This is a genomic window from Rhodovarius crocodyli (genome assembly GCF_004005855.1).
In the GTDB taxonomy this organism is placed as follows: Bacteria; Pseudomonadota; Alphaproteobacteria; order Acetobacterales; family Acetobacteraceae; genus Rhodovarius; species Rhodovarius crocodyli.
In genome coordinates, this window is record NZ_SACL01000011.1 from 65,948 (window position 1) to 86,842 (window position 20,895).

Consider the following 20,895-nt stretch of genomic DNA (forward strand, 5'->3'; position numbering starts at 1 on the left):
ATGCGCCCGATAAACTGCGATGACCTCGGCGGCTGGATCCCGCTCCGGCCGACTTATAGGGATCCGGCGGTGGTGGCCGAGGCCTGCGAAAGCACCGTGGCTTCCTTGGTCCGGCATGGGCTGCTGCAGAAAGAGGAAGCCGACGATGCCGCCTATGAGCTGGCGCGCTACGCCGACTATCTGGAGGACGGCTATCAGCTTGCCAAGAAGCTGGAAGACCGAGCCCATTGGGATCCGTCCGCTCAGATGGTGGAAGTTCTGGGCGGCCATGCCAGCTCGTGGGTGGGAGCGCTGATCCGGCAGGTACAGGAATGGGTGCGGCTCTACGAGATCTGGCCCCCGTTCAGTGTGGGCACGCGGGTAGCAGTGCCCTGGCGCCGAAGGGTTGAACCGGGGACCATCGCGCGGATATTCCCTGAGAGCGGTGAATGCGCTGTCCGGCTCGATATCGAGACCCGCAGCGACTGCTACGCCGCGGTCGCGTATGAGGCGATCGACCTGCTTGCCACGGATCAGGTCTCGATATCGGCGTCGTAGATCCGGATCATGTCGCCGTCCGGCGTCTCCACCCAATCCTGGTGGCGGGCCAGCCGGGCGGCATATTGGTAATGGGCCAGGCCTTCGGCCAGCACCTGGCCCGGTTCCAGCGGCCGCGGCAGCGTCGCCAGCGCCTCGGAATCCATGTAGTGCCGGAGCATCGGCAGGTTGGGCCCATACCCTGCTCCCAGCAGCAGCACCTTGATGGGCCACCACCACACCCCGAACCAGCGGTAGCGCAGCACCTGGCCCTGCAGGTCGCGGGCGATGTTGCCCAGCACCTCCGGCACACCATCGGCAGGAATCGGCGCCACGGTTTCGGGCGGGGTGTTCGTCAGCGCGTCGAGCATCAGGCGGCCTTTCGGGGATCGTCCAGCACGCTGCCAGCGATGCGGATGGTTTCGGGGTGGCCCGGATGGGCGGTGCGGAGCGCATCCTTCAGCGTCTTGCCAACCGAGCTGACGTAATAGCCGCCGGCGCCGCTCAGCACCCGCCGCATGGCGCTGAGCGTGCTGTCGTCGCCCCGGGTGGCGGGGAGCGCGGTATCCACGCCGCGGTCCAGCACGCCATGCCTCTCGGCGGCATCATGGAGCGCGGCGAGGGTGTGCGGGCGCATGCTGCCGATGTTCATGCCCGGCATGACGCTGTCCCGGGCGCTGAGGCCGCCGGCGGCGTTGCGCACGGCATCGCGCCAGCTCGGCGCCGCCCGCACGGCATCAGCGGCCCGCCGGTCGGCGCGATCGGCCACGCCCGCCAGCAGCTCGGGGGCCTGCTTCGGCCAGAGGTTGCGGATCGCGATCGAGGACGGGCTGTCGTTCAGCAGGATGTCGGTACCGGCTGGGTTGTCGCGCTTGGCCCCAGCATATTCGGTCTGACCGCTGCGCGTGCGCGGTACCGGCCGATAGTGGTTCCGCAGCGGGCTGGTCAGCCGGTGCTCCTCCTCCTGGGCCAGCAGCTTGTCGCGCAGCGCGGTGGTGGGCAGGGCGACGCGGTGGTCGGCGGGCGCCTTGGTCGCCTGATAGGCGGAGACGACATAGGGCTTGCCGCCGGCGTCCGTCATCACCGCATGCGTCGCATAGCCCGCGCGGCCGCTGCGCTGGCTCTCGATCAGGCGGGAATGCAGCGCCTCGCCGTGCTGCTGCAGCCAGTCATCGCCCATGGCGGCCAGATCGGCGGCATGACCATGGGCGGTGCCGTTCAGGATCCCTTCAGCCTTCGACGCGGCCGCGCGGCGTTCCTCGCTGGCCTGGGCCTCCTGGGCGGCCCGCCGGGCCGCTTCTGCCGCCTCGGCCGCTGCCTTGTCCCGCGCCGCCTGGCGCTCATAGGCGGCATCCCGGTCCACCTTGGTATCGCTGACCCCATCGCGCAGCTTCGAGATCTCGACCGTGCGGGCGAAGCGGTCAGCGCCATCCAGGGTGGCATAGCCAGCCGGCAGCAGACTGACGGTGCCACCGACATCATCCACGGCCTGCACCACATAAGCCTCCGGCTCCTTGGACATCGTGTTGAACTTGCCGCCAGGCTGGATCTCCACCTCCTGACCAGGCCGCCACACGCGGCCGCTGCGGTGGTCGATCGCCACCGATGACGGGTCAGCGTCCAGCACGTCGCCGTGAAGGAAGGCCGGGTTGGCGGCCAGCGAAGCCTTCAGCCGCTTCGCGCGGAGCCGCATGCCCTTCTCGGTCTCGCCCTCCTCCACCTTCGGCGCCGCGCCATAGCGGTAGGCGTTCTTCCGGTCGCGCTTCAGGCGCATGGCTTCGATCTGTCGCATGGTGTCGCGGTAGCGCGCCCAGGTCTGCACGGCCTTGATGCTCTCGCCGGCAGCGCGGCGGGCCTTGGCGTCTTCGAGCTGGGTGGCGAACTTCTCGCGCGCGGCCGCAGGATCCGCCGAGGCCATGATGAGCATTTCCAGCCGGCCGAGGGAGCCGCGCTGCATGTTGTCCAGCCGATCGCCTCCGCCCCAGAACGCCGTCTGCCAGTCGCCCTTGGCCGCCATGGACTGCCAGCGGTAGCCGTCGAAACTGCCCTTGGTGAGATAGGTGTGCAGCCCGACCGTCTCGCGGGTATTGCCCTGGCGCAGGCCGCGCCCATTGCGCTGGATCACACTGGCCGGCTCCCAAGGGGTGTCGGCGTGGTGGATATCGCTGGTGGTCTCCTGCAGGTTCAGGCCTTCGCCCATGGTCGCCGTGTTACCGATCACCACGTCCAGATGGCCGGCATTGAAGGCGTCGGCAACGCGCTGGCGGCTGGTGCTGGTCGGCGTGACCTGCGCGTTGATGATGCCGATCCGCTTCGGGTCCATCCCGCCGGCCACCAGCGCATCGCGCATCATGCCATGGGCATCCACATAGTCGCTGAACACGATCTGGCCGCCGTTCGCCGCCAGGCGGGCCACATTCTCGGCGATGTCGCGCATCTTGGGCGACGGCGCGTGTTCACCCCCCGGGTGCAGGAGCCGCATGTCGGTGGCGGCCTTCTGCATGTCGCTGATGACGCTGAACGGGTGGTCGCTGCCCTCGGCATCGCGCTGGGCCAGCGCCTGCTCCAGCTTCGGGCGGAGCACCGCGTAAGCCTCAGCCTGGGCCGGATCCATCTCCACCATGTGCTGCTGCATTTCAGGCAGCGGGATCTTGAGCCCAACATCGGCAGCGGTCTGCCGGTGGATCCAGCGCGTCGCGATGCCGCGCACCTCGTCCATGTTGCGGAAGCCGGTAACAACGGTGGCCTCCACCGCCTGGCCGTTCGCGCTCAGGATGGTGTCGGTTTCGCGCTCCACGAAGCGGTCAACGAAGTCGTCGGGGTTGTTGATCCCGATCGAGGTCCAGGCCTCCGGCGCGATGTGCCGGATCATGGAGTAGATTTCGAGCGGGCTGTTCTTCGTGGGCGTGGCGGTCAGCATGTAGACGTTGCCGCCGTTCGCCGCGTTCTCGCGGATCCAGCGGAACTTGTGCTCTGTCGCCACCGCCTGCTTCGAGGGGGTGCCCGGCGCGCCGAGGAACTTCAGCTCCTGGAACTGGCCAGCTTCCGGGCTGGCCAGGTTCTTCATGCTATGCGCCTCGTCCATCAGCACCGCGTCGATACCGGTGTCTTCGAGGGTAATGTTGCGCTCGCCCGTGGCCACGAACTTGCTGGCGGCCACCTTGCCCTCATGACGGTCCTTCAGCTTGCGGGCCTTCTTCTCCTTTGCCTCGTCCAGGGCCTCGCGGCGCTGGGTATAGAAGTCCTCATCCTCCCACCGCTTCTGGCGCGCCTCATCGAGGTTGATGCGGTTCCAGGTCGGAAGGGTGATGAAAACGAAATCGAAATCGTTCTGCTTCAGCTCCGCCAGCTTGCGCCGGCGGGTCTGCTCGTCGTCCTCGCGGCTGGTGACGGTGCCATCCTTCTTCGTCACCAGCGTTTCGCCGATGGCCAGGATCCGCGCATCGGGGAACATGGCCTGCTGGGCCTTCACCCAATTGGCCAGCAGGCTCTTCGGCACCACGATCGCGGGCTTCTTCGCCCGGCCGGTGGCGCGCAGCATCGCGTTCAGCAGCAGGCCGCGGGGCGTCTTGCCCACGCCCACATCGGCGGCACAGATCCCGCGCCCATCGTCCAGCAGCCGCCGCACGCCCGCCCAATGGTAGGCGTTGACGCTGAAATCGGGCGAGAGACCAGGAACCGGGATCGGCTCCTCGCTATATGCCCGGGGCACGAAGCCGCGGAAGTCGCGGTTGTATCGCTCCTCGGTGGCGGCGCGCCACGTCTCGTCGGTCAGTAGCCATTCGCGGAAACCGGCCTGCAGGCGGTCCACCTGCGCCGCCTCATCCTTTCGGACGCCACGCCGCATCAGGACGGCGGCCAGCAGCTCATCGTTCGGCCGCTCGCCGTAGCCGCGATAGCGGCCGCGCACCTGGATGGCACCGCGATCGTCCAGGATCTCCCACGGCCCGTCATTGGGGTGGGTCGCGTTCAGCCAGGCCTCGATCGCCGCATGGCTGACGAACGGGCTGCCGAGCTCGATGTTCTCGACATCGCCGAGATCCTTGGGCGCGATGGCCTGGTGCAGCTCATCAGCCTGGCGCTGAAGCCGTGCACGCTCTGGCCCGACCCGGCCCTCATCGCCGGCGGCTGCACGCGCCGCGTCGTATTTCGGCCAGAGCGCTCCGGACAGGTATTGGTCGCGGCTGGTCCACTGGCCCGGCTGGTCGGGCAGCATGGCAAAGGCGGGATCCGCGAACAGCTCCTCCTCCACCCCTTCCGCATCGGCGCGCCCGGCCGCCTGGGCAAGCTGTTCAATGCTGAACTGCCCTTCCCTGCCGGCCAGCTCGGTGGCCACCGCTGCCAGCGGGGCATGTTGCGCCCGGCTGGTGCCCATGACGGCATCGGAATAGCTGCCGTCGCTGCCCACGGCGCCGAGGAGCTGGGCCACCTGTTTCGCGGCGGCCGCCGTGCGCTGCGCATGGTCGCCGGCATCCGCGCCGCCAGTGGGAAGCTGGGGCTGGCTGGTCCAGTCCAGCAGCTCGCGGTTCCGGCCAGGCGCGCCGTGCTTCCCCACAAAGTCGTCCAGCGCCTCGATGAGGTTCACCCGGGCCAGGGCAGTACCTGCAGCGTCGCCGCGCAACACCCCGTCCAGCAGCTCGCCGACCTGCAGCGCATCCTGGACCACCGCCGGGATGTCCTGCTCGGCCCGATGCCAGCGCCCGCCTCGCAGGACATACATGATGCCGTCGCGCACCAGCGTATCGCCCTCGTGCCGCTCGGGATAAGGCGCACGATCTGCGGCGCGCTCCACCCGCGCAGCATCGTCGCCGGCGGCGGCCAGGATGGCGGCCATGCTGGGGGTGTTGTCCGCCAGGCTGTCAGTGGGCGGCTGCCACGCCGCAATGTGCTCGGCCACCCCATCCATGCTGCCGCTGACGGTGATGTCGTCGCCGATGCCAGCCTTGGCGCGCCAGCCAGGTTCCAGCGTGCCCATGACGTGCGCCGCGCCGGCGCCCTCGGTCATGTAGCGGCCGGCCACGAAGTCCGGATCCCAATGCGGCAGCGCCGCCTGCTGCTGCGTGTTCAGCGCCCCCAGCGCGCCCGCCAGGGCCTGCGGCCGCTTGCGCATGACCAGCAGGTCGGTTGTCACCTCGGTCTGGCTATCGGCGAAGGCCGTGTTCGGCAGGCGGAAGGCGGCCATCACCTGGCCCTTGGCCAAAATGCGCTCGCGGAAAGCCCGCGCGCTGCTGGCGTCCAGCACACCGGAGGGCAGCACCAGCGCCACCAGGCCGCCGTCCTTCGCCTTGTCGAGAGCGGTATCCAGGAAATACTGCTCGGCGCGGGTGATGTCCGTCTTGGTGACATCCTGCTGCCGGAAGGCGTTGCGCGCGCCGAAGGGGGGATTGCCGATCACCAGGTCAAAGCGCCGGGGGTCATAGGTGGCGAAGCCCTCGAAGCTGTCGGTGACCACCTCGTCGCGGGCGCCGTGCAGGATCCGGTTCACCCGCCCGCTGTCGGTGGACAACTCCACTGCAGTGATCTGCGCGTCCCCTGGCGCGGTATGCTGAAACACGCCTGCGCCAGCCGAGGGTTCCAGCACCGCGCCCCCGGTGAAGCCCAGCTTGCGCACCAGGCTCCACGCCGCCTGAGCCACGTCGCGAGGCGTGTAATACTCGTTGGGCGAGGTGCCGACCCCCTGCCCGCCCCAGCCGGTGTAGCGCGCCAGCCGATCGCGGTCCCCATCGGTCATGGCGTCGTCGGCCTTGGCAGCGAGGATGGCTTCCGCCTCCTTGTTCGCCTTGATGCGGGCTTTCGCCTTCACGCCGGCGGGCATGCCCCAGGCAGCCGGGCGATAGATCTCGGCCTGGGGCGGCACCTCCGGGTGCAGAACTGCCACCTCAGCATGAACAGCACCACGCGCGGGCGCCGCGGCGGGCTCGGCGGGGCCTGCATCGGTAGCGTTTTCCTCCTGCCGTGCCAGCATCGCCGTCACATCGCCGGCCAGCTCGTGCACGGTGGTGGCCGAGATCTCCGGCGCCACGCTGCCGAGGGCGCGCTTGATCGCCACGCGGACGCGGGCCCGGCCGCTGTCGCTGGCGGACCAATCGAGCGTGCGCGCAGCCAGGGCAGCATCCAGAACCTGCTGCGTCTTCTCCGCGTCGAGGTGCAGGATGAACCCCGCCTCGGCCAGCATCGGATCCGCTGCGGGTGGCGGCTCGGTGGCGGCCGGAGCCTCCATCGGCGGTGGATCCAGCGTGAGCTGCTGCTGAACGGGCGGCTGGGTAAGCGCGGCCGGTGCCGGAGCGAATAGGTCGGGCTGCGCCACCGGCCGATGCGTCTCGATGGTGGCGATGCGCTTTCGCCGATGGCTTGCATGCGGGGCGACGAACACGCCCTTCTTGCTCAGGTAGCCCCCAACCATCACGGGGCTGTTGAGCAGGTCGCCAGCGGCGCCGCCCGGGATGATGGCCTTCAGGAAGAGGATCACTGGCATCTGCCAATGGTCGCGTCACGACACACGGCTGTTGCGAATTGGAGGAAATGGACGCATCATATCCTTCATCAAGGAAGGATTTGATGCCGAACTATCTGTATGTGATGGGCTACGGTGAGCGCGACACGAAGATCGGCATTTCAGTCGCTCCGGTGTCGCGCCTGGCACAGCTTCGGCCAACCGGCGCCGCTGGCGTCGTAAAGGACTGGCTGCGCCCCGCTGGCGACGCGCAGCGGGTCGAAGCAATCGCACACCGCCTGCTGTCCACATATCGGCACCAGATCACCGGCCAGCGGGAGCGTTTCGCGGTGGGGGCTGAAGCTGCCTGCCAGGCGGTTGAACTGGCCATCACCCTGGCCGCCGAGGCGCGCGACACGGAACGGGAGGCCGATGCGCTGCAAGACGCATGCGCGGAAGCGATGGAAACTGCCACCGCACCGCCCGAGACGGCAGCGCACCAACGCACCTGGGGCTATGTCTTCCGCCCGACCGCCATGGAGGCAGGCGCCGAGGCCGATCTACTGACGCGGATGGGGGTGCCGGTGGCGGGGATCTACCGCGATGTCGGGCGGCGAGGCACCGGCCTGAAACGGGTGCTGGCCGCGCTCGAAGCCGGTGACGTGCTGGTGGTGGCCGATCATGACCGCGTGGACGACATCACCCTGCTGGACGTGCAGCAGCGCGGAGCTCGGCACCATGTCCTAGCGATCGCGCCCGGGTAGCGCCTCAGTTTCTCCTGGTGGGAAGGGCCGTAGAGGTCAATCGCGCCCCCCACCCGCAAGGTTCAGTAGGGGCCGCCTACGCCCGGCACACGCAAGTGGGATGCCGGCAACGTCGCAAAGGCGGAGCGATGCCCGGGGAGAGCTGCCTGCGCATCGCACCCACCAGGGGAAACTAAGTCGCTGCTGGATCGGGCTTGGCGGTGGTGACAGCCACCTTGGCCAACTCGCCATTGAGCCAGGCCATGAACGCGGGATCCACACCCGCCGGCTTCGCCTCCGGCACATAGGTCCACGATCCCCGACAATGCGGGTGCTGCACGCCGGCGGCCACCCACCACCGCTCATCGGGCGAGCGCTCCACCATCACCCCGCCATCACGGCGTTTCGAGCTCGCCCTACGGCGGGCGTTGGTCTTCCCGACCCACACGTCGCTGTTGCCGTTCCGCTTCGGGTCGCCGGGCGCGACCACGCGGAACGTCTTGCCGTTGATGGATTTGCAGAAATCGCAGGCGCCCCGGTAGGCCTCGACGCGCCGCACCTTCGCCCCGAGGGGCTGGCCCGCGATGAAGCCGGTGTTGTGCGCCTCGCCGATCTCCGTGACCGCGATGCGGCGCCAGTCCCTGTTGAGCTGGCCGAACTCATCGAACAGGGCACTGCGCAGATACTCCGGCGTGCCGCCCTGCTCGCCCAGCACCTGCATCTGAAGCCGTTCCAGCAGCACCGCCTTGATGCGCTTGCGCGTGTCGTCGGCGAGATCCGAGATGAACATGGCGGCACGCGCGGCCGCGATGTCCAGGATAGCGGATTCCACTCCGGTCAGCACCTTCGGCGGCAGGTCGCGCCGGCGCATCGGAAGCGCTGAAGCGATCGCCGCGGCGCCGGGGTTCGGCCTGGCGCTGCGGTCCATGGCGGCCTTGATCTTGCCCAGCAGCGCGGCCCGCACTGCCATGAAGTCCGCCATGCTGGTGATGACGCCTTCGGGCAGGTATTCGGCCAGCAGCAGGTCAGCCAGGTCCATCCAATCGCCGATACCGAAGTGGGCTGGCCCCTTGGCTTCCAGGCGCGCCCGCACCACGTCCAGCCGGGCCTGGCGCATGTCTTCCCAATCGGCGGCCTTCCGCAGCGCGCCGAGCGGCTTTCCACCCATATAGGCGATCAGCTCATCCTGGATGGCCTGCAGGATGCGCTGCATCCATGCCGTCACGTCCTCGATGTGCTGGGCGATGAAGGGATCATGGTGGCGCTCCCAGATGGATGCATCGCCATCGCCGCGAGGATCGACGGCCATCGCCTTGAACAGGCCCTCGATGCAGTCGTTGCAGTGCGCTTCCGGGACCGCGCCGATGTCCAGCAGCAGGGGGCCAGTCACGGACGGCCCCAGCTCTTCAGGAAGAAGAGGGCCCGCCCTGGCCAGCCGCCTTTTTGGAAGCGAGGAGATCCTGCAGGTACTTGGGCAGCTTGGCCGTTGGTGTCCGAACGGGCGGCCGGCAGTCCTGGCTGTCCATCTTTTCCAGCATTTCCGCCGTCAGCTTGCTTTTCACGAGTTTGGTTGTCGCGTTCATTTTTGGGGCTCTCCGCAATTAGGGTGGGGCCGCTCCCGTCGCGGTTCTGATTATCGCGGAAGCTCCACGCATCCGCAATATCCTTCACCTGGTCGAACGCGGCTTCGTTCTGGGTGTTGCCCAAGATGACCGTGGGCGGGACATAGCGGCCAGTCGGGCCGAGGAAGCGTTTCACCGCACGCTTCGCTGCTTCAGCGCGCGGCAGGTGCATGTAATGAGCCTCCACGCGGTATCCGCCATCCTTGAATGCCTGGGCCAGCGCGACGGCCTTCTTGGGGGTCTTCATGGTCGCGTCGTGGACAATGTTCAGCCCGAGATCCTGAGCCACCTGCGTGATCTGGTCGAACAGGTCGCCGGATTCCTCGTGGACCTGATAGGCATTCCACCCCTCGTATTCGGGCAGCATGTGCTTGATCTCGTCGGCGTCCAGCACGATGGCCTTGGTCGGATCGTAGACTTTCCCGCTGAACCAGGATTTGCCTGAGCCACCGCGACCGCCCAGGATGGTGAAAGTCGGCTTCTCGCCAGCCGCAGGCGTGGCGGCAGCGATCTTCTCGGGTGAAAGGAAGTGCGCCACGATCTTACCGTGGAGCTCCTTACGCTCCGGCGTGTAATCGCCGTCCTTGTAGTGCTGGGTCTTCGTCTCAGTGACCCCGGCCAGTTTGTTGTCGATGGCCGCCATCTTGCTGGCGGTATCAGGCGGGAAATTGGCCAGCACCGAATGCACCGTCGCATCGTCCGGCGCGTCGAACTTCGCGAAGTGCCCGGCAGCCGAGAAGCCCGCACCACCCTTCGGATCGGCGCCAGCAGAGCCGGGCCGGTGGTCAGGGTAGTCCAGCTTGTCAGGATCGAGGGGCTTACCCTTCCCGTCCTTCTTCCCATCATCGCCGCCGTCATTGCCGCCACCGCCACCGCCGCCGCCAGCGGCCGGCTTCGGCTTATCCAGCGCGTCATGAGTGACCTGGTGTGTCTGCCCAGCGGCATCACGCAGGGTTACGCCATCCTTCCCGGAGGAGACGATCTTACCTTCGCCTCGCACGTCGCCGTGCTGAAAGCCCACGCTGTCGCCGATCTTATGGTGCGGCGCATTGGTGAAGTCTTCCAGGTCGGTCTGCCGAGGGTCATGGATCACCCCCTCATCCTGCTGGCCAGGCTTGCGTGGCTGTTTCGCGTCCGGCGCGCTGCGCACCCATCGCTTGGTCTGGTGCCCTGCCTTGTCGGTGGTGTCGCGCAGCGCCAGCCCGGGCCTGTTGGCAATGCCGGCCTTCAGGAACATCACCTGCTTCCCGCCACTCAGCGCCTTGGCCAGGCGATCGAGGCCGTCCATCAGCGGGTCAGCGATTGGGTGTGCAGGATTCGCCGCCGGCGCAGCGGCGTTGCCTCCCGCATCACCCGCGAGAAACCTGCGCCTGCCCTTATCGTCCTGCACGATGGAACCCTCTTGCCCCTTGTCGATAACGTCGAAATTCATCGCCACCCGGCTCTTGTGGCCAAGCATCGCGTTCCAGCGCAGCGGATGGCGCTTTCCATCAGCAGCCTCGCCGGTGAAGCCATCACGGCCATGCGCCAGCACGCGCACAGCCATCGGCCCGCGCTCGGGGTGGTGCGCGTAAACTTCGTCGCCCACCTCCACGGTGCTGGCGCGCGGGTCGGGCTTCACGGTGGCGGCAGGTTTCCGCGGCTGCGCGCCAGCCTGGCGTGCGCCTGCCATCACTCGCCCCCGATCTGGTAGATCAGCGGGATGGACTTGCCGAAGTCACGGCCTTCGCCTGGCTGGCCGAAGTCGCCACCGCCAGGCGGCGGAGCATCCATGCTAGCCGGCTTGGCATCCATGCTATCCGCCCCCACCACCGCATCATCGTCCAGGCCGGGACTGCCGTTGTGACCAGGGCCAGGGCCTTCGGCATCCGGGTCGCCGAAATCGCCTCCGCCACCGCCGAAATCGTCACCCTGGCCGGGCTGTTGTTGCAGCGTTCCCTGGTAGACGGTCATCAGGGCGGGGTTCAGCGGTGCGGCGCCCAGCTTCGGATCCGGGTGCACGCCTAGGCCCTGCTCGGCGCGCAATTCATCGACGGTCATGGTCAGCTTCTTGCCTTCCCACTCCCGCGCCTGGTCGCGCTCATCGAGGCCAATCCAGCGGAAGCAGTATTTGTCGCTGAAGTCGGTGACGACGAAATCGGTCAGTGTCTGCTCGAAGTAGCTCAGCAGCGGGCGCAGGCCCTTGTCCTTCGAGGCGGCCAGCTTCTCGGTGGTGTCGCTGCCGGAGAGCGAGGAGCTGCCGTTGGTGAAGCTCTCGAAATTGATCTCGTCTGGCGCCATGCCATAGATCGCGCAGATGAGGCTGGTCAGGAAGGTCATCCACTTCGAGAAATACATCTCGTTGAACTCGACGCCGAACCGCTCGAAGCTGGCCTTGCCGTCCGGATCCTTGTTGACCATCACGGGCAGGCCGAAGGCGTTTTTCGCCCCGGTGGTCATCTGCTTCCAGTAGCGCTTGAAGGCCGCCAGCTCGGCGTCACCGTAGTCGCCCACCAGGTGGAGCATGCCGCGCGGGATGCTGTTCTGCTCGAAGCCCGCGATGTTCAGCGTCATCGCGTTCAGGAAGCCGGTGACGGTCTGCACCAGCACCTCGGTCTCGCTGAAGCCGTAGCCGCCATACCGGACATCGGCGCAAGCGTTGCGCGGTTCGTAAATCAGCGCGTCGGGCTGGTAGGCGGTGGTGACGCGCCCGTTGACCACCTGGACCGCCACCGCGTCCGGATACTCGGGGTGCCCGTCATCGGTGCAGAGGCGGATGGTGCTGCCGTCGAGCGCATAGAGGCCGTCGATGCCGAGGCTCCGATCGCGCTTCATCTCCGTCTCGATCGCGGCCGCGTCCATGGCCAGGGTGTCGAAGACGAGCTTGCCCATGAAGGTGGGGAAGTTGTCCCGCTTCAGCGCCTTGCGCTTCCGAGGGCTCCACTCGAATCCGCAATGCTGGAAGAAGCGCGTCAGGCGCGCGATCGAGGCCTCTTCCTCCGGCGCCAGCTCGTGCTTCGGGTCCACATGACGGATCGCGAAGCCCAGGCCGCCATCCTCGGAAGGGCTGCAGAAGCGCGCGACCTGGCGCTGGCGCGTCCACACCACGGCGGAGAGGACGGGGGTGCGACGCACCATGTCGCGCATGGTCTCGGGGGAAAGCAGGCCCGGCCGGTCGTAGTAGCCGCCCTGCAACGCCAGTTGGAGGTCATCGCGATCAAGCGACTGCATCCCGCGCCGCTCGGGCATGTGGACGCGGGTGCCCGGGAACGGGATGACGTTCTGCGCCTTCAGCAAGTCGAGGGATTCGCGGATCTGGTCCACCACTTCAGGTGAGAACAGGTCGCCGGCGGCCGGCATGCTGGCCCGGGTTAGCTGCGTCTCCGCATCCCGAACCTCCATGGCGGGGGCGCGGGGATCGGTCGCGACACTGCGGGCATCATCGGAAGACATGACCCCAGCGTCGCGTCACGACGCCGGGATGTATGCGAAGCAGGCGGGCGCATTCGCCTGCGTTCTGAACTCGCGCGCCGTGCAGTGCCCATCCCGGAACGCCTCGCACGCACCGCAGGTGTTCGGCGCCGCCTCCTCGATCATGGCCTGGATGCTGGGCGGCAAGCCGGGCGTGTCCAGCAAGCTGGTCTGCTCGGGCGGCTTAAGCGGATCCGGCGCGCCATTCTCCAGGAGCATGAAGGTGGTGCCGCCGCCGTTGCGGATCCAGGCGATGTCGCACAGCATGTTGGCGAAGCTGAAGTGCGGGTCGAGCCCCACCTTCTGCACCTTGCCCACGGGCTTCCGGGTCTTTTCGTCCTGTTCCATCACCAGCGCCGTCTTGGTGAAGTGGTCGAACACCCAATCCTGGCAGATAGGGATGCGGTGCTCGCCCTTGGTGTCCTGGACCATCTGTTCCAGCGCCGCTGGATCCGGGAACAGGCAGCCGCCGTCACGGAGGCGGAACAGGGCCATCTGCATGGCCTTGTACTGCTGGATGGTGACGGTCCACCGGCTGCGGTCGCTCTCGGCCGTCCGGCGATCGCTCTTCGTGAGATCGTCACCCCAGACCAGCATGTCGTCGCGAAGGTTCGCATAGCCGGCGAGATAGACGCGGCGCGGGAACCTGGCGGCCAGCTTTCGGGCCTCGTTGGCATTCGGGAGCTGTTCGATAACGCAGAGCTGGACGCCATACTGGTCCATGAGCTCGGCGGTGCGCCCGAAGGCCTCGTTGCCGAACACCGCCTCCACATGCAGCACCCCCTGGCGGCCATCGGGCAGCCGGCCCTTGATGATGTGGACGTTGAAGCCGCCCATCTGGTCCACGCCCATGAAGGTGCCGCGTCCAGACTTCTGCCAGGTCAGCCCCATCTCCATGCCCTTTCGGGCGGCCTCACGCAGGTGGGCCAGGGTGACGGGGAGCTGATCGGCGTCGATGTAGGGCCGCGCCAGCGTGCGGTTGTAGAAGCTCTTCTTCTGGTCGCCCGTCTTCGCCCGGTTGAAGTCCGTCACCAGGTCGCGGGCGGTCATCTTCGGGCTGATGGTGCGCGGAAGGAGGAAGCTGCGCACGCCGGTCAGCGCCAGGTTGCCGGGCTGCTGCGGAATGTAGCGCCCGATTTGGGCATCTCGGATCCAAGCCCGGCAGCGCGGGCAGACATAGACGAACTCGTTGTGGGGGGCGTGCGCCACCTGGCCGGTGTTGTAGGCGGTGGATTTGCCCGGGAAGATCCCGCCCGGGTCGGAAAGGTCGCTTTCCTCGCCGCATTCCAGGCAGCGGGTGTGCCACACCTCCTGGTTGCCTTGCAGATACCAGTAGTTGATGTCCAGCTCCGGCTGGTTGGCGGTGCTGAGCATGAGGGTGAACCGGAGATCGCTGTCGCCCATGCGGGCGATCACCTTGTCGATGTGGGCCAGGGCCATCTCCTGCACCTCATCGAGGCTCACGATGTCCATGGGCCGGCTCTCGGTGGTCACACGGCCACTGGTCCAGAGGAACATCAGAAGCGATTCACCGAATTGGCGGGTCAGAACGTTGCCCTCGCCGATCTTCTTCTTGCTGCCGTCCACCTCCTGGCGGGTGATCAGCCGCTCATAGAGCATCGGCGCCGAGCGAAGGATGGCCATAAAGCGCTGCTCGGATTTGAAGCCGGCGGTGGACTGGTCGGGCATGAACATGCCGATGTTCACCGGGCTGAACTTGAGGCTCATGTAGAGCTGGGCCAGCACCTCCCACACCGTCAGGCCAAGCTGCGTCGCCTTCTGGATCACCAGCTTCTGCTTGAAGGCCTCGGCGCGGGTGGTGGGGATGGCCTCATAGATCGGGCGCAGCGCGGGCCGATCGGCCAGGCTGAACGGGCGCCGATCGACCTTCAGGCCCTTCGAGCCAAGATCCTCCACCCACTGGATGAAGGTCATCTCCTCGGGGATGGATCCCGTCTGCGCGTAGCCCTTCTCGGCGGCGAACAGGGCCAGCCGCCGCGAGAACTGCTGAATAGCCTGGTCGGCAATGCTGGTGCGGGCCATCAGATGCCGAATTGGCGGGTGACGGCGCGCAGCCGGCCGAGCACGCGCGCCTGGAGCTCGGGGCTTTCTCGGTTCAGCTCTTCGAGCATCATGTTGATGAAGGTGTCGAGCCGGTGGGCGTCGTGGAGCTGGCTGTTCAGTGTCAGCGAGGCCTGGATGGCCCGGATCATCTTGTCCGCCGCCTGCAGCGTCAGCTTGGGATTTCTGGGCTTCGTCGCATCCTCACCGCGCGCATAGGCCAGAACGCCCTCGATGGCCTGCAACGAGACGGACAGCTTATCGAAGACCGCGAGGTGCGAGAGGCTGATGGAACTGGCGGCCGCGCCGGACATCCCGCCGGCGGCACCAGCTTGGGCGTCCGCCGCGGCGCGCTTCACCTGGCCCGTTTTAAAGGCGTGGTCGATCCATCGGCCGATGGTGCTGCGCGGCAGGTCTTGAAACTGCCGGCAGATGGCTGCCTTCAGCTTAGCAGGATCTGCCCCGTCTTCGAGATATTGGGCCACCGCCACAACCACCTGCGCTCGCTGGGCGGCGCGTTCGGCTTCGTCCCCGGCCGCGTCATCGGTCATTGCGTCGCTCGGTGGCGGCCGAGATGAAGGCCTTCACATCCGGCAGCCAGGCGCCGTAGCGGCGCACCACCTCGTTGAACTCCTCGATGTCGTGGGGTCGGATGGCCCAGACGGGGAGACCTTCAGCGTCGAAGCGGGGTTCGCCATCCTTATCCAGCGCCTGCATGCAGTGCATGAGCTCGTGGAAGATCAGCGCCTCGCGCTGGCGCTCGCTGGCTTCCTCCCAGAACTCGGCGTCCAGGGTCAGGATGAAGGCGGGGATGGAGCCGTGGAACTCTTCCAGCAGCCACATGCCGAGCTGGGCATAGGCACCCTGGAATCCAGGTAGACCCATGCTGCCGAGCTCGCGCTTCCCGCCGCGCAGCTTCGGCACATGGCGCATCAACACCAGGATGTCGGGCTTGGCGATCCGGAGCGTGTCGAAGTCCTCGGCGCACTCGATCAGCCGCTCCATGATGGGGCGAGGATCGTTCGGGCCTTCTGGGGCGGGGGCGAAGGTCACGGCACCTCAGCACGCCACCCACACTACCGCGCGGCGGCCGGCCGCAGTCAGCCGGAAGCGGTCGGTGCGCTGGACCGAGCCCTTATCAAACAGCTCCACCCGCCGCGGGCGATAGGTGTTGCCGGAGAGGCCTAGAGCGTTCTGCCCTTCCTCGTCCGTGCAGCCGAGGGCGCCACAGCGGCGGATGTAGTCACCGACCAGGCGCCGAAGGCGGTTCGTGTCCGTCTCGATCGCATATGCGGCGGCCTGGGATGTGGGGCTGTTCGGCTGGAACGGCGCTTCGGTCATGGTCAAGCCTTCACGGGCGCGGCGCGCCGAATGACGATCCTGGCAGGGCAGGCAGCGGTGGGGGTCGGGTTGACCTCGCAACGAAACGGAAACAGCTTCGGCCCGGCCTTCAGCCCGCAGCCGCAGATCGCGCTGACGGCGCCGGTGGCGGCAGCACCGCAGTGGTGGCAGACCACCTCCCTGCCCCGCCCCATGATGCGGCCGCCGCAAAACCGGCAGGCATGGTCGAGAGGGGCCCAGCCCCCCGCGCCCTCAGAAGAAGGCAAGCTGTTCACCCTTCAGCGCGTTGGCGAAAGTCGGGATCACCGTGTTTCCGAAGCCCGCCCGCCGCCACTGGCGCCGATAGCGGGGGCGCCGGCTGGCGCCAGCAAAGCCCGGCCCGAGCTCGGGCAGCGCGTCGTCGGGGATCGGGCCCAGCCGGTGAAATCCGATGACGGTAGCGGCGCCGGCGGTCTCTTTGGCCGCAATCAACATGGCCTCCACCCGCGACGAGACCGATCCATAGCGGCGGTGCAGCGGCTGGGTGGAGGAAATGACAATGGAAATGGGGTGGAGGGCTGCCGCCAGCCCGGGCACCTTCCCCCGTGCGTCGCGCCCCCGCGCTACCTCGCGCTGCCGGTTGTAGCAGGAGATGCAGTAGAGGCCGCGGATGAGGCGCCGGTCGCCCGCCGTGCATCGCACGCACAGCGGTTCGAGCTCCCGGGCGCGGGCAGCAACTGCAGCTTTCTCGGGGTCTACGCCGGCGTGACGCGCGCCAATTGGGCACCCGATGCAGGCGTTCCGCGTCTCGCCTAGCTGAGGTGGGCGCTTCTCGACGGATAGCCAGAGGCGGGCACAGCCTGCCGTCGAGAGACGCGACCTGGTGCGCTCACATTGAAAGAATTCGAGCCCGAGCATGCCCCACCCCCGAAGGAATATCCCTCATGCTCATGGAGGAATACGCCGGCATCCTCCACGCCGCAAGATAAGATCTCCCCCCACATGGAGGTTCTGCAATCCTACACTTATGAAGGATTTGGACGAATGCGAACGGCGGTCGAAGTGGTCTGGACGTTACTCGTACTGCCCAGGCTGCTCCCTAGAAAGAAGTTAACGGTATTGTTGTAGCCACCGATGGTCGCGCCCAGGATCACGTTGACCAGTGCCACCATGATGGAATCCGCACTCAGCATGATCGCCGTCACGCTGCCGGTGGCGGAGAGGATGAACACCACGATGGTGCTGATGGCCACGGTATCTCGCATGCGCGTGCTGCCACCCGCACGGACCACCTCCACGTCACGCGACCGGGCATCAGCGGTGTTCTGAGCCTCGATCTCCAAGGTGGCGTTGCGCTGCTTCGCCAGCTCCACCTCATTCTCGGCCAGCACCCGCTGAAGCTGAACCCGAAGCTCCGTCACCGCGCCGGGATTGGTGTCCAGGAAGCGCTGCGCCTCGGCCGGGTCGCTGCTGCCGACAACCTGCTGCACCACGCCGGTCAGGCTCTCGGCCACCGCGGCGCCGCGCTCGCCGGCTATCAGCTTGCCGATCCACTCGGCGGCCGAGGGCAGCACTCCCATAAGGAGCGGAAGGAGAGCGAACATCAGGAGGCCTCCCCATTAAGCGCGCGCCAGGTGGCTGGCCCGACCACGCCATCCGGGCGCAGGCCCTTGGACTGCTGGAACCGGACCACGGCGGCTTCGGTGGCGCGCCCGAAGATCCCGTCGATCTGAAGGTGGGACACGCCCAGCTTCGTCTGCACCAGGCGCACCAGCTCGCCCCGGTCGCCCACCTTCAGCATGTCGAAGACGGTGGTGGCTGCCTGCACGCTGGGCACGGTGTGTTCCGCAGCTTCGCTGATGACGAACCGTTCGTAGGCGCTTTCCAGCTTCTCGTCGTAGCGGTTCACCGCGTAGCTGGGCCCGTTGTAAGCACGGGCGAAGGCCGCCCAATCCTTGTCGCGGAGCGCGGTGGTCAGCCGATTGGCCTTCACGAATGAGCAGAAGGCCAGCAGGTGCTCACGCTCGCCCTTCAGCATCGAGGCGACAAAGACCTCCACGGAGGTGAAGCCGGCGGCCTGGAAGTTGCTGCCCAGGATCTGGAACAGACCCCAGCTCGCGGCGGACAGCGCGGCGCGGCGATCGAGCTCCACGGCGCGCAGCAGCCGGGTGTATTCGGCGGCGCCACCCAGGTAGAGGCCGGTGGTCCAGCTCGCGCGGCTGATGTCCGGATGTGAGACATTGAAGCGTCCACCGGTCAGCCGGCCGAAGATGTGGGCCTCGAACAGGATCCGGGGGCGCTTGCTGCCATCGGTCAGGAAGCCGCCGGCGCCGCCGGTCTCAACGGTCAGCACGGCCCGGATCGTCGCCAGGTCCGTCCCGAGGGTGGCAGCGGCCGCTTCGATGTCGGCCCGCGCCATGGGCGCTGCCGCGCCGGAGAGGGTGAGGAGGGTGCTGTCTGACATGGCGGCAGGGTGTCGTCACGACAGTTCGGGCGGGTGGCCGAGAAGGTACGTTCGCGATATGTTCTCATATGGCCGCGGACATGTACCACCCGAAGCCGGTGGATCCCCTCTCCTACCGAATGCGCCTGGTCATCGCCGTGACATGCCCGCCGCCGTGCCACCACCGCCGGCAGGGCCGGCTGGATGAATGGGTCTGGCGCTTCAACCTGGACCTGTCGATGAAGCTCTATCAGTTCCACGCCAGGCTGAAATGCTCGGTCTGCGGCCGGAAAGAGGCTCGCCTGGACTTTCCGCAATGGAGGTGAGGTAATGGTCTTATGGCATTGCTGCTCAACCTCGGCGCTTTTCTGATTTCAGGCGCTTTGGCTGTCGCTTGGTGGCGCTGCCAGTTGGTAGCCAAACGGCGATATGAGGTTGCCGAACAACTGCTCATCGCGGCGGATGCAGCGGCCAACGGTCTGCGAAATGTGCGCCAATCACGCGCGGACGATTTAGACGCAGCGCGCATTCACCCAAACGGTTTCTCACCGTCGCCCTGGCAAACCTCCACGAACAGGCTGCAAGAAGCGGATGAACTCATCAAAAAGCTTCGCCAAGCAACAACTCTCGCGGAATTTCACTTCGGCAGCCAGCTCACGGAGGCCCTTCGAGACCTTATCGCCATCTACCGCACGCTGGTGGACGCAAACCGCCAGCTCTATTTCGATCATCCTGCCAATAAGATGTATCCGGATCCTGAGCACACGGCACGCCGTGCAGAATGGGAGGCCGCAATAGATGCCTTGAAAGGGGACAAACCCGATCTCCAGATCACTGCTGCGATGAAGGAAGCCACGGAAACCTTCGGCCCGTTGTTGCGCCCCGCACTGCTAAATTATCTTCTACCCTGCATAGAACGCTCGCCAAGAAGAAAGCGCTCTATCGCTTAGACTTGGCGCGCTGGGCGTCGTCATACTCGATGCTGACGCGAGACGTGCCCGCCAGGAAGTCCTCGGCCCGCAGACCAAGGCGGCAATTCGGGCAGCATGGCCGCATCTTTCCACCCCGCCAGACAGACTCAAGCTCCTTCGCCGCGCGAAGATGCGGCTTGTAGCGGGCCGTCAGATTCCGGATCGCCACCATTCGCGCCCGGAGCTTGGCTAGCGCTCCCTCCTCCTTCTGGCGGCCCTCCGCCATCGTCAGGAGTGCGGCAAAGGGGGAGACGCTTCGATTGCAGTCGTCGCATTCCAAGGTGCCGAGCTTACCGTCGATGGTCATCCGCCTGTGCTCGCACGCTGATTCCGGCCGGTGGTGGCGCCGGTCCATTCGCAGTTGGAAGGCCGCGAAGGAGACAATGTTGTCGTCGGTCACGGCAGCAGCTCCTCGATGTCGTCCATGGTGATGTTGTCCAGCCGCTGGAATGCCATGCGGCTCGGCCGGTACCAGGCATTGCGGATCCGGTTGCTCGACGCCTGGCGCTGGGCTGCTGTCGGCCCTCGGGGCTTGGCGCGCGGGTCGCCGGCCTTCCTCGCGCGGTGGAGGATACCGGAGATGGTAGTCTCCGGCAGGTTCGTAGCGGCCTCGATATCGGCGTAGCTGCGCCCTGCCCGGTAGAGGTCGCAGACCAGATCCGAGATGCCGGCGGCCCGGGGCGCTGCCTCGGCACGGCTATCGCCCTCCGAACGCGCCCGGGCGAGGGCGCGCCTGACGGCCCGCTCGCTGATGTCGAACGCCCGGGCGATGGCAGCACAGGTTCTGCCGGCGGCCCGGGCCGAGCATATCGCGTCACGGATCGCCGGCGTCACATGCGATCTAGGGCCGGCCGCGCGCCGGTCGCCCTCGGCCCGCGCTGCCTTCAGGATGCGGTGAACAGAGGCCTCGGACAGCCCCGAGATCTCGGCGGCCTCCCGGTAGAGCTTGCCCGCGGCCACCAGAGCCAGCACCTGTTCGCGATCGGCGGCGGTGACGATCCGACCGGCTGCCCGAGCATCGCCCGCGGTCCGGGCGGCGGCCAGGACCGCGAAGACACCTCGCCTGTAGTAACCCAGGCCGATGGCAATTTCGGTTGGCGACACGCCGGCGCCGTGCAGCCGGCAGATCTCTTCCCGGAGTTCTGGGGTCATGGTCGTGCGTCGCTTCACGGAGCCGAAACCCACCCCAGGGAGCTCGGCGGAGACAGGATGAAGGACATGGCGCCTCACTTCAGTGACGCGCCCTTATCCTCCATCAATGGAGGAAATGACAGCACATTTTCGGAGGATTTGCCTGTTCCGACTGTGCCGACTTTTGTGCCGGGTGTGCCGGTTT

General features: G+C 66.9%; 18 protein-coding genes. 4 read left to right on the top strand and 14 right to left on the bottom strand.

Going from position 1 to position 20,895, the window contains the following annotated elements; all coding sequences use genetic code 11:
* Positions 1 to 537 carry a hypothetical protein gene (locus EOD42_RS22590; RefSeq protein WP_127789863.1) on the top strand — a complete coding sequence of 179 codons (537 nt, stop codon included), beginning with the start codon at positions 1 to 3 and terminating at the stop codon, positions 535 to 537.
* Here EOD42_RS22590 and EOD42_RS22595 read toward each other — a convergent pair.
* Positions 513 to 887 carry a hypothetical protein gene (locus EOD42_RS22595; protein ID WP_127789864.1) on the bottom strand — a complete coding sequence of 125 codons (375 nt, stop codon included), beginning with the start codon at positions 885 to 887 and terminating at the stop codon, positions 513 to 515. The two genes, EOD42_RS22590 and EOD42_RS22595, sit on opposite strands and share 25 nt — an antisense overlap.
* On the bottom strand, positions 887 to 6,991 hold the full coding sequence (locus EOD42_RS22600) for an SNF2-related protein (RefSeq protein WP_127789865.1): 6,105 nt from the start codon (positions 6,989 to 6,991) through the stop codon (positions 887 to 889). Before EOD42_RS22600 ends, EOD42_RS22595 begins: the two co-directional genes overlap by 1 nt.
* An 83-nt stretch (positions 6,992 to 7,074) precedes the next feature.
* Here EOD42_RS22600 and EOD42_RS22605 point away from each other — a divergent pair, with 83 nt between their 5' ends.
* Positions 7,075 to 7,713 (top strand): GIY-YIG nuclease family protein, encoded by a 639-nt coding sequence (locus tag EOD42_RS22605; protein ID WP_164868077.1) that lies wholly within the window; start codon positions 7,075 to 7,077, stop codon positions 7,711 to 7,713.
* Between the two features lie 172 nt (positions 7,714 to 7,885).
* Here EOD42_RS22605 and EOD42_RS22610 read toward each other — a convergent pair whose 3' ends face one another.
* The 10 genes from EOD42_RS22610 to EOD42_RS22655 form a co-directional block, all read right to left on the bottom strand.
* Positions 7,886 to 9,082: a hypothetical protein gene (locus EOD42_RS22610; RefSeq protein ID WP_127789867.1), complete on the bottom strand. Its 1,197-nt coding sequence runs from the start codon at positions 9,080 to 9,082 to the stop codon at positions 7,886 to 7,888.
* Positions 9,079 to 10,935 (bottom strand): zeta toxin family protein, encoded by a 1,857-nt coding sequence (locus tag EOD42_RS22615; RefSeq protein WP_164868078.1) that lies wholly within the window; start codon positions 10,933 to 10,935, stop codon positions 9,079 to 9,081. Before EOD42_RS22615 ends, EOD42_RS22610 begins: the two co-directional genes overlap by 4 nt.
* A gap of 50 nt (positions 10,936 to 10,985) precedes the next feature.
* Complete coding sequence (locus tag EOD42_RS22620; protein ID WP_127789869.1) at positions 10,986 to 12,746, bottom strand: phage portal protein; 1,761 nt, start codon at positions 12,744 to 12,746, stop codon at positions 10,986 to 10,988.
* Positions 12,747 to 12,761: 15 nt separating this feature from the next.
* Positions 12,762 to 14,807, bottom strand: coding sequence for a phage terminase large subunit family protein (locus EOD42_RS22625; RefSeq protein WP_127789870.1), 2,046 nt, complete (start codon positions 14,805 to 14,807; stop codon positions 12,762 to 12,764).
* Positions 14,807 to 15,376 carry a hypothetical protein gene (locus EOD42_RS22630; protein WP_127789871.1) on the bottom strand — a complete coding sequence of 190 codons (570 nt, stop codon included), beginning with the start codon at positions 15,374 to 15,376 and terminating at the stop codon, positions 14,807 to 14,809. Before EOD42_RS22630 ends, EOD42_RS22625 begins: the two co-directional genes overlap by 1 nt.
* Positions 15,366 to 15,878: a putative metallopeptidase gene (locus EOD42_RS22635; RefSeq protein WP_276318165.1), complete on the bottom strand. Its 513-nt coding sequence runs from the start codon at positions 15,876 to 15,878 to the stop codon at positions 15,366 to 15,368. The genes EOD42_RS22630 and EOD42_RS22635 overlap by 11 nt, the downstream gene beginning before the upstream one ends.
* 6 nt (positions 15,879 to 15,884) lie before the next feature.
* The gene (locus EOD42_RS22640) at positions 15,885 to 16,166 is read right to left on the bottom strand and encodes a hypothetical protein (protein ID WP_127789873.1); all 282 of its coding nucleotides are present in this window, start codon (positions 16,164 to 16,166) and stop codon (positions 15,885 to 15,887) included.
* Between the two features lie 252 nt (positions 16,167 to 16,418).
* Entirely contained in the window at positions 16,419 to 17,063 is a 645-nt protein-coding gene (locus EOD42_RS22645; protein WP_127789874.1) for a hypothetical protein, read from the bottom strand.
* Positions 17,064 to 17,170: 107 nt separating this feature from the next.
* Positions 17,171 to 17,749 (bottom strand): hypothetical protein, encoded by a 579-nt coding sequence (locus EOD42_RS22650; protein WP_127789875.1) that lies wholly within the window; start codon positions 17,747 to 17,749, stop codon positions 17,171 to 17,173.
* A complete protein-coding gene (locus EOD42_RS22655) occupies positions 17,749 to 18,609 on the bottom strand; it encodes an N-acetylmuramidase domain-containing protein (protein WP_127789876.1) in 861 nt (286 codons plus the stop codon). The genes EOD42_RS22650 and EOD42_RS22655 overlap by 1 nt, the downstream gene beginning before the upstream one ends.
* Positions 18,610 to 18,677: 68 nt before the next feature.
* On the opposite strand from EOD42_RS22655, the gene EOD42_RS22660 reads away from it, so the two are divergent.
* Together EOD42_RS22660 and EOD42_RS22665 are read left to right on the top strand one after the other, a co-directional pair.
* A complete protein-coding gene (locus EOD42_RS22660) occupies positions 18,678 to 18,914 on the top strand; it encodes a hypothetical protein (protein WP_127789877.1) in 237 nt (78 codons plus the stop codon).
* A 12-nt stretch (positions 18,915 to 18,926) separates the two neighbouring features.
* Complete coding sequence (locus EOD42_RS22665) at positions 18,927 to 19,538, top strand: hypothetical protein (protein WP_127789878.1); 612 nt, start codon at positions 18,927 to 18,929, stop codon at positions 19,536 to 19,538.
* On the opposite strand, the gene EOD42_RS22670 is transcribed toward EOD42_RS22665, so the two are convergent.
* Together EOD42_RS22670 and EOD42_RS22675 are read right to left on the bottom strand one after the other, a co-directional pair.
* Complete coding sequence (locus EOD42_RS22670; RefSeq protein WP_127789879.1) at positions 19,528 to 19,959, bottom strand: hypothetical protein; 432 nt, start codon at positions 19,957 to 19,959, stop codon at positions 19,528 to 19,530. The genes EOD42_RS22665 and EOD42_RS22670 overlap by 11 nt on opposite strands.
* The gene (locus EOD42_RS22675) at positions 19,956 to 20,711 is read right to left on the bottom strand and encodes a COG3415 family protein (protein WP_127789880.1); all 756 of its coding nucleotides are present in this window, start codon (positions 20,709 to 20,711) and stop codon (positions 19,956 to 19,958) included. Before EOD42_RS22675 ends, EOD42_RS22670 begins: the two co-directional genes overlap by 4 nt.
* Positions 20,712 to 20,895: the final 184 nt, after the last annotated feature.

Excerpts from the sequence above, each read along its gene's own strand:
- EOD42_RS22590 (WP_127789863.1), top strand. The coding sequence starts at position 1 with ATGCGCCCGATAAACTGCGATGACCTCGGCGGCTGGATCCCGCTCCGG.
- EOD42_RS22595 (WP_127789864.1), bottom strand. The coding sequence starts at position 887 with ATGCTCGACGCGCTGACGAACACCCCGCCCGAAACCGTGGCGCCGATT.
- EOD42_RS22600 (WP_127789865.1), bottom strand. The coding sequence starts at position 6,991 with ATGCCAGTGATCCTCTTCCTGAAGGCCATCATCCCGGGCGGCGCCGCT.
- EOD42_RS22605 (WP_164868077.1), top strand. The coding sequence starts at position 7,075 with ATGCCGAACTATCTGTATGTGATGGGCTACGGTGAGCGCGACACGAAG.
- EOD42_RS22620 (WP_127789869.1), bottom strand. The coding sequence starts at position 12,746 with ATGTCTTCCGATGATGCCCGCAGTGTCGCGACCGATCCCCGCGCCCCC.
- EOD42_RS22625 (WP_127789870.1), bottom strand. The coding sequence starts at position 14,807 with ATGGCCCGCACCAGCATTGCCGACCAGGCTATTCAGCAGTTCTCGCGG.
- EOD42_RS22630 (WP_127789871.1), bottom strand. The coding sequence starts at position 15,376 with ATGACCGATGACGCGGCCGGGGACGAAGCCGAACGCGCCGCCCAGCGA.
- EOD42_RS22640 (WP_127789873.1), bottom strand. The coding sequence starts at position 16,166 with ATGACCGAAGCGCCGTTCCAGCCGAACAGCCCCACATCCCAGGCCGCC.
- EOD42_RS22645 (WP_127789874.1), bottom strand. The coding sequence starts at position 17,063 with ATGCTCGGGCTCGAATTCTTTCAATGTGAGCGCACCAGGTCGCGTCTC.
- EOD42_RS22650 (WP_127789875.1), bottom strand. The coding sequence starts at position 17,749 with ATGTTCGCTCTCCTTCCGCTCCTTATGGGAGTGCTGCCCTCGGCCGCC.
- EOD42_RS22655 (WP_127789876.1), bottom strand. The coding sequence starts at position 18,609 with ATGTCAGACAGCACCCTCCTCACCCTCTCCGGCGCGGCAGCGCCCATG.
- EOD42_RS22660 (WP_127789877.1), top strand. The coding sequence starts at position 18,678 with ATGGCCGCGGACATGTACCACCCGAAGCCGGTGGATCCCCTCTCCTAC.
- EOD42_RS22665 (WP_127789878.1), top strand. The coding sequence starts at position 18,927 with ATGGCATTGCTGCTCAACCTCGGCGCTTTTCTGATTTCAGGCGCTTTG.
- EOD42_RS22675 (WP_127789880.1), bottom strand. The coding sequence starts at position 20,711 with ATGACCCCAGAACTCCGGGAAGAGATCTGCCGGCTGCACGGCGCCGGC.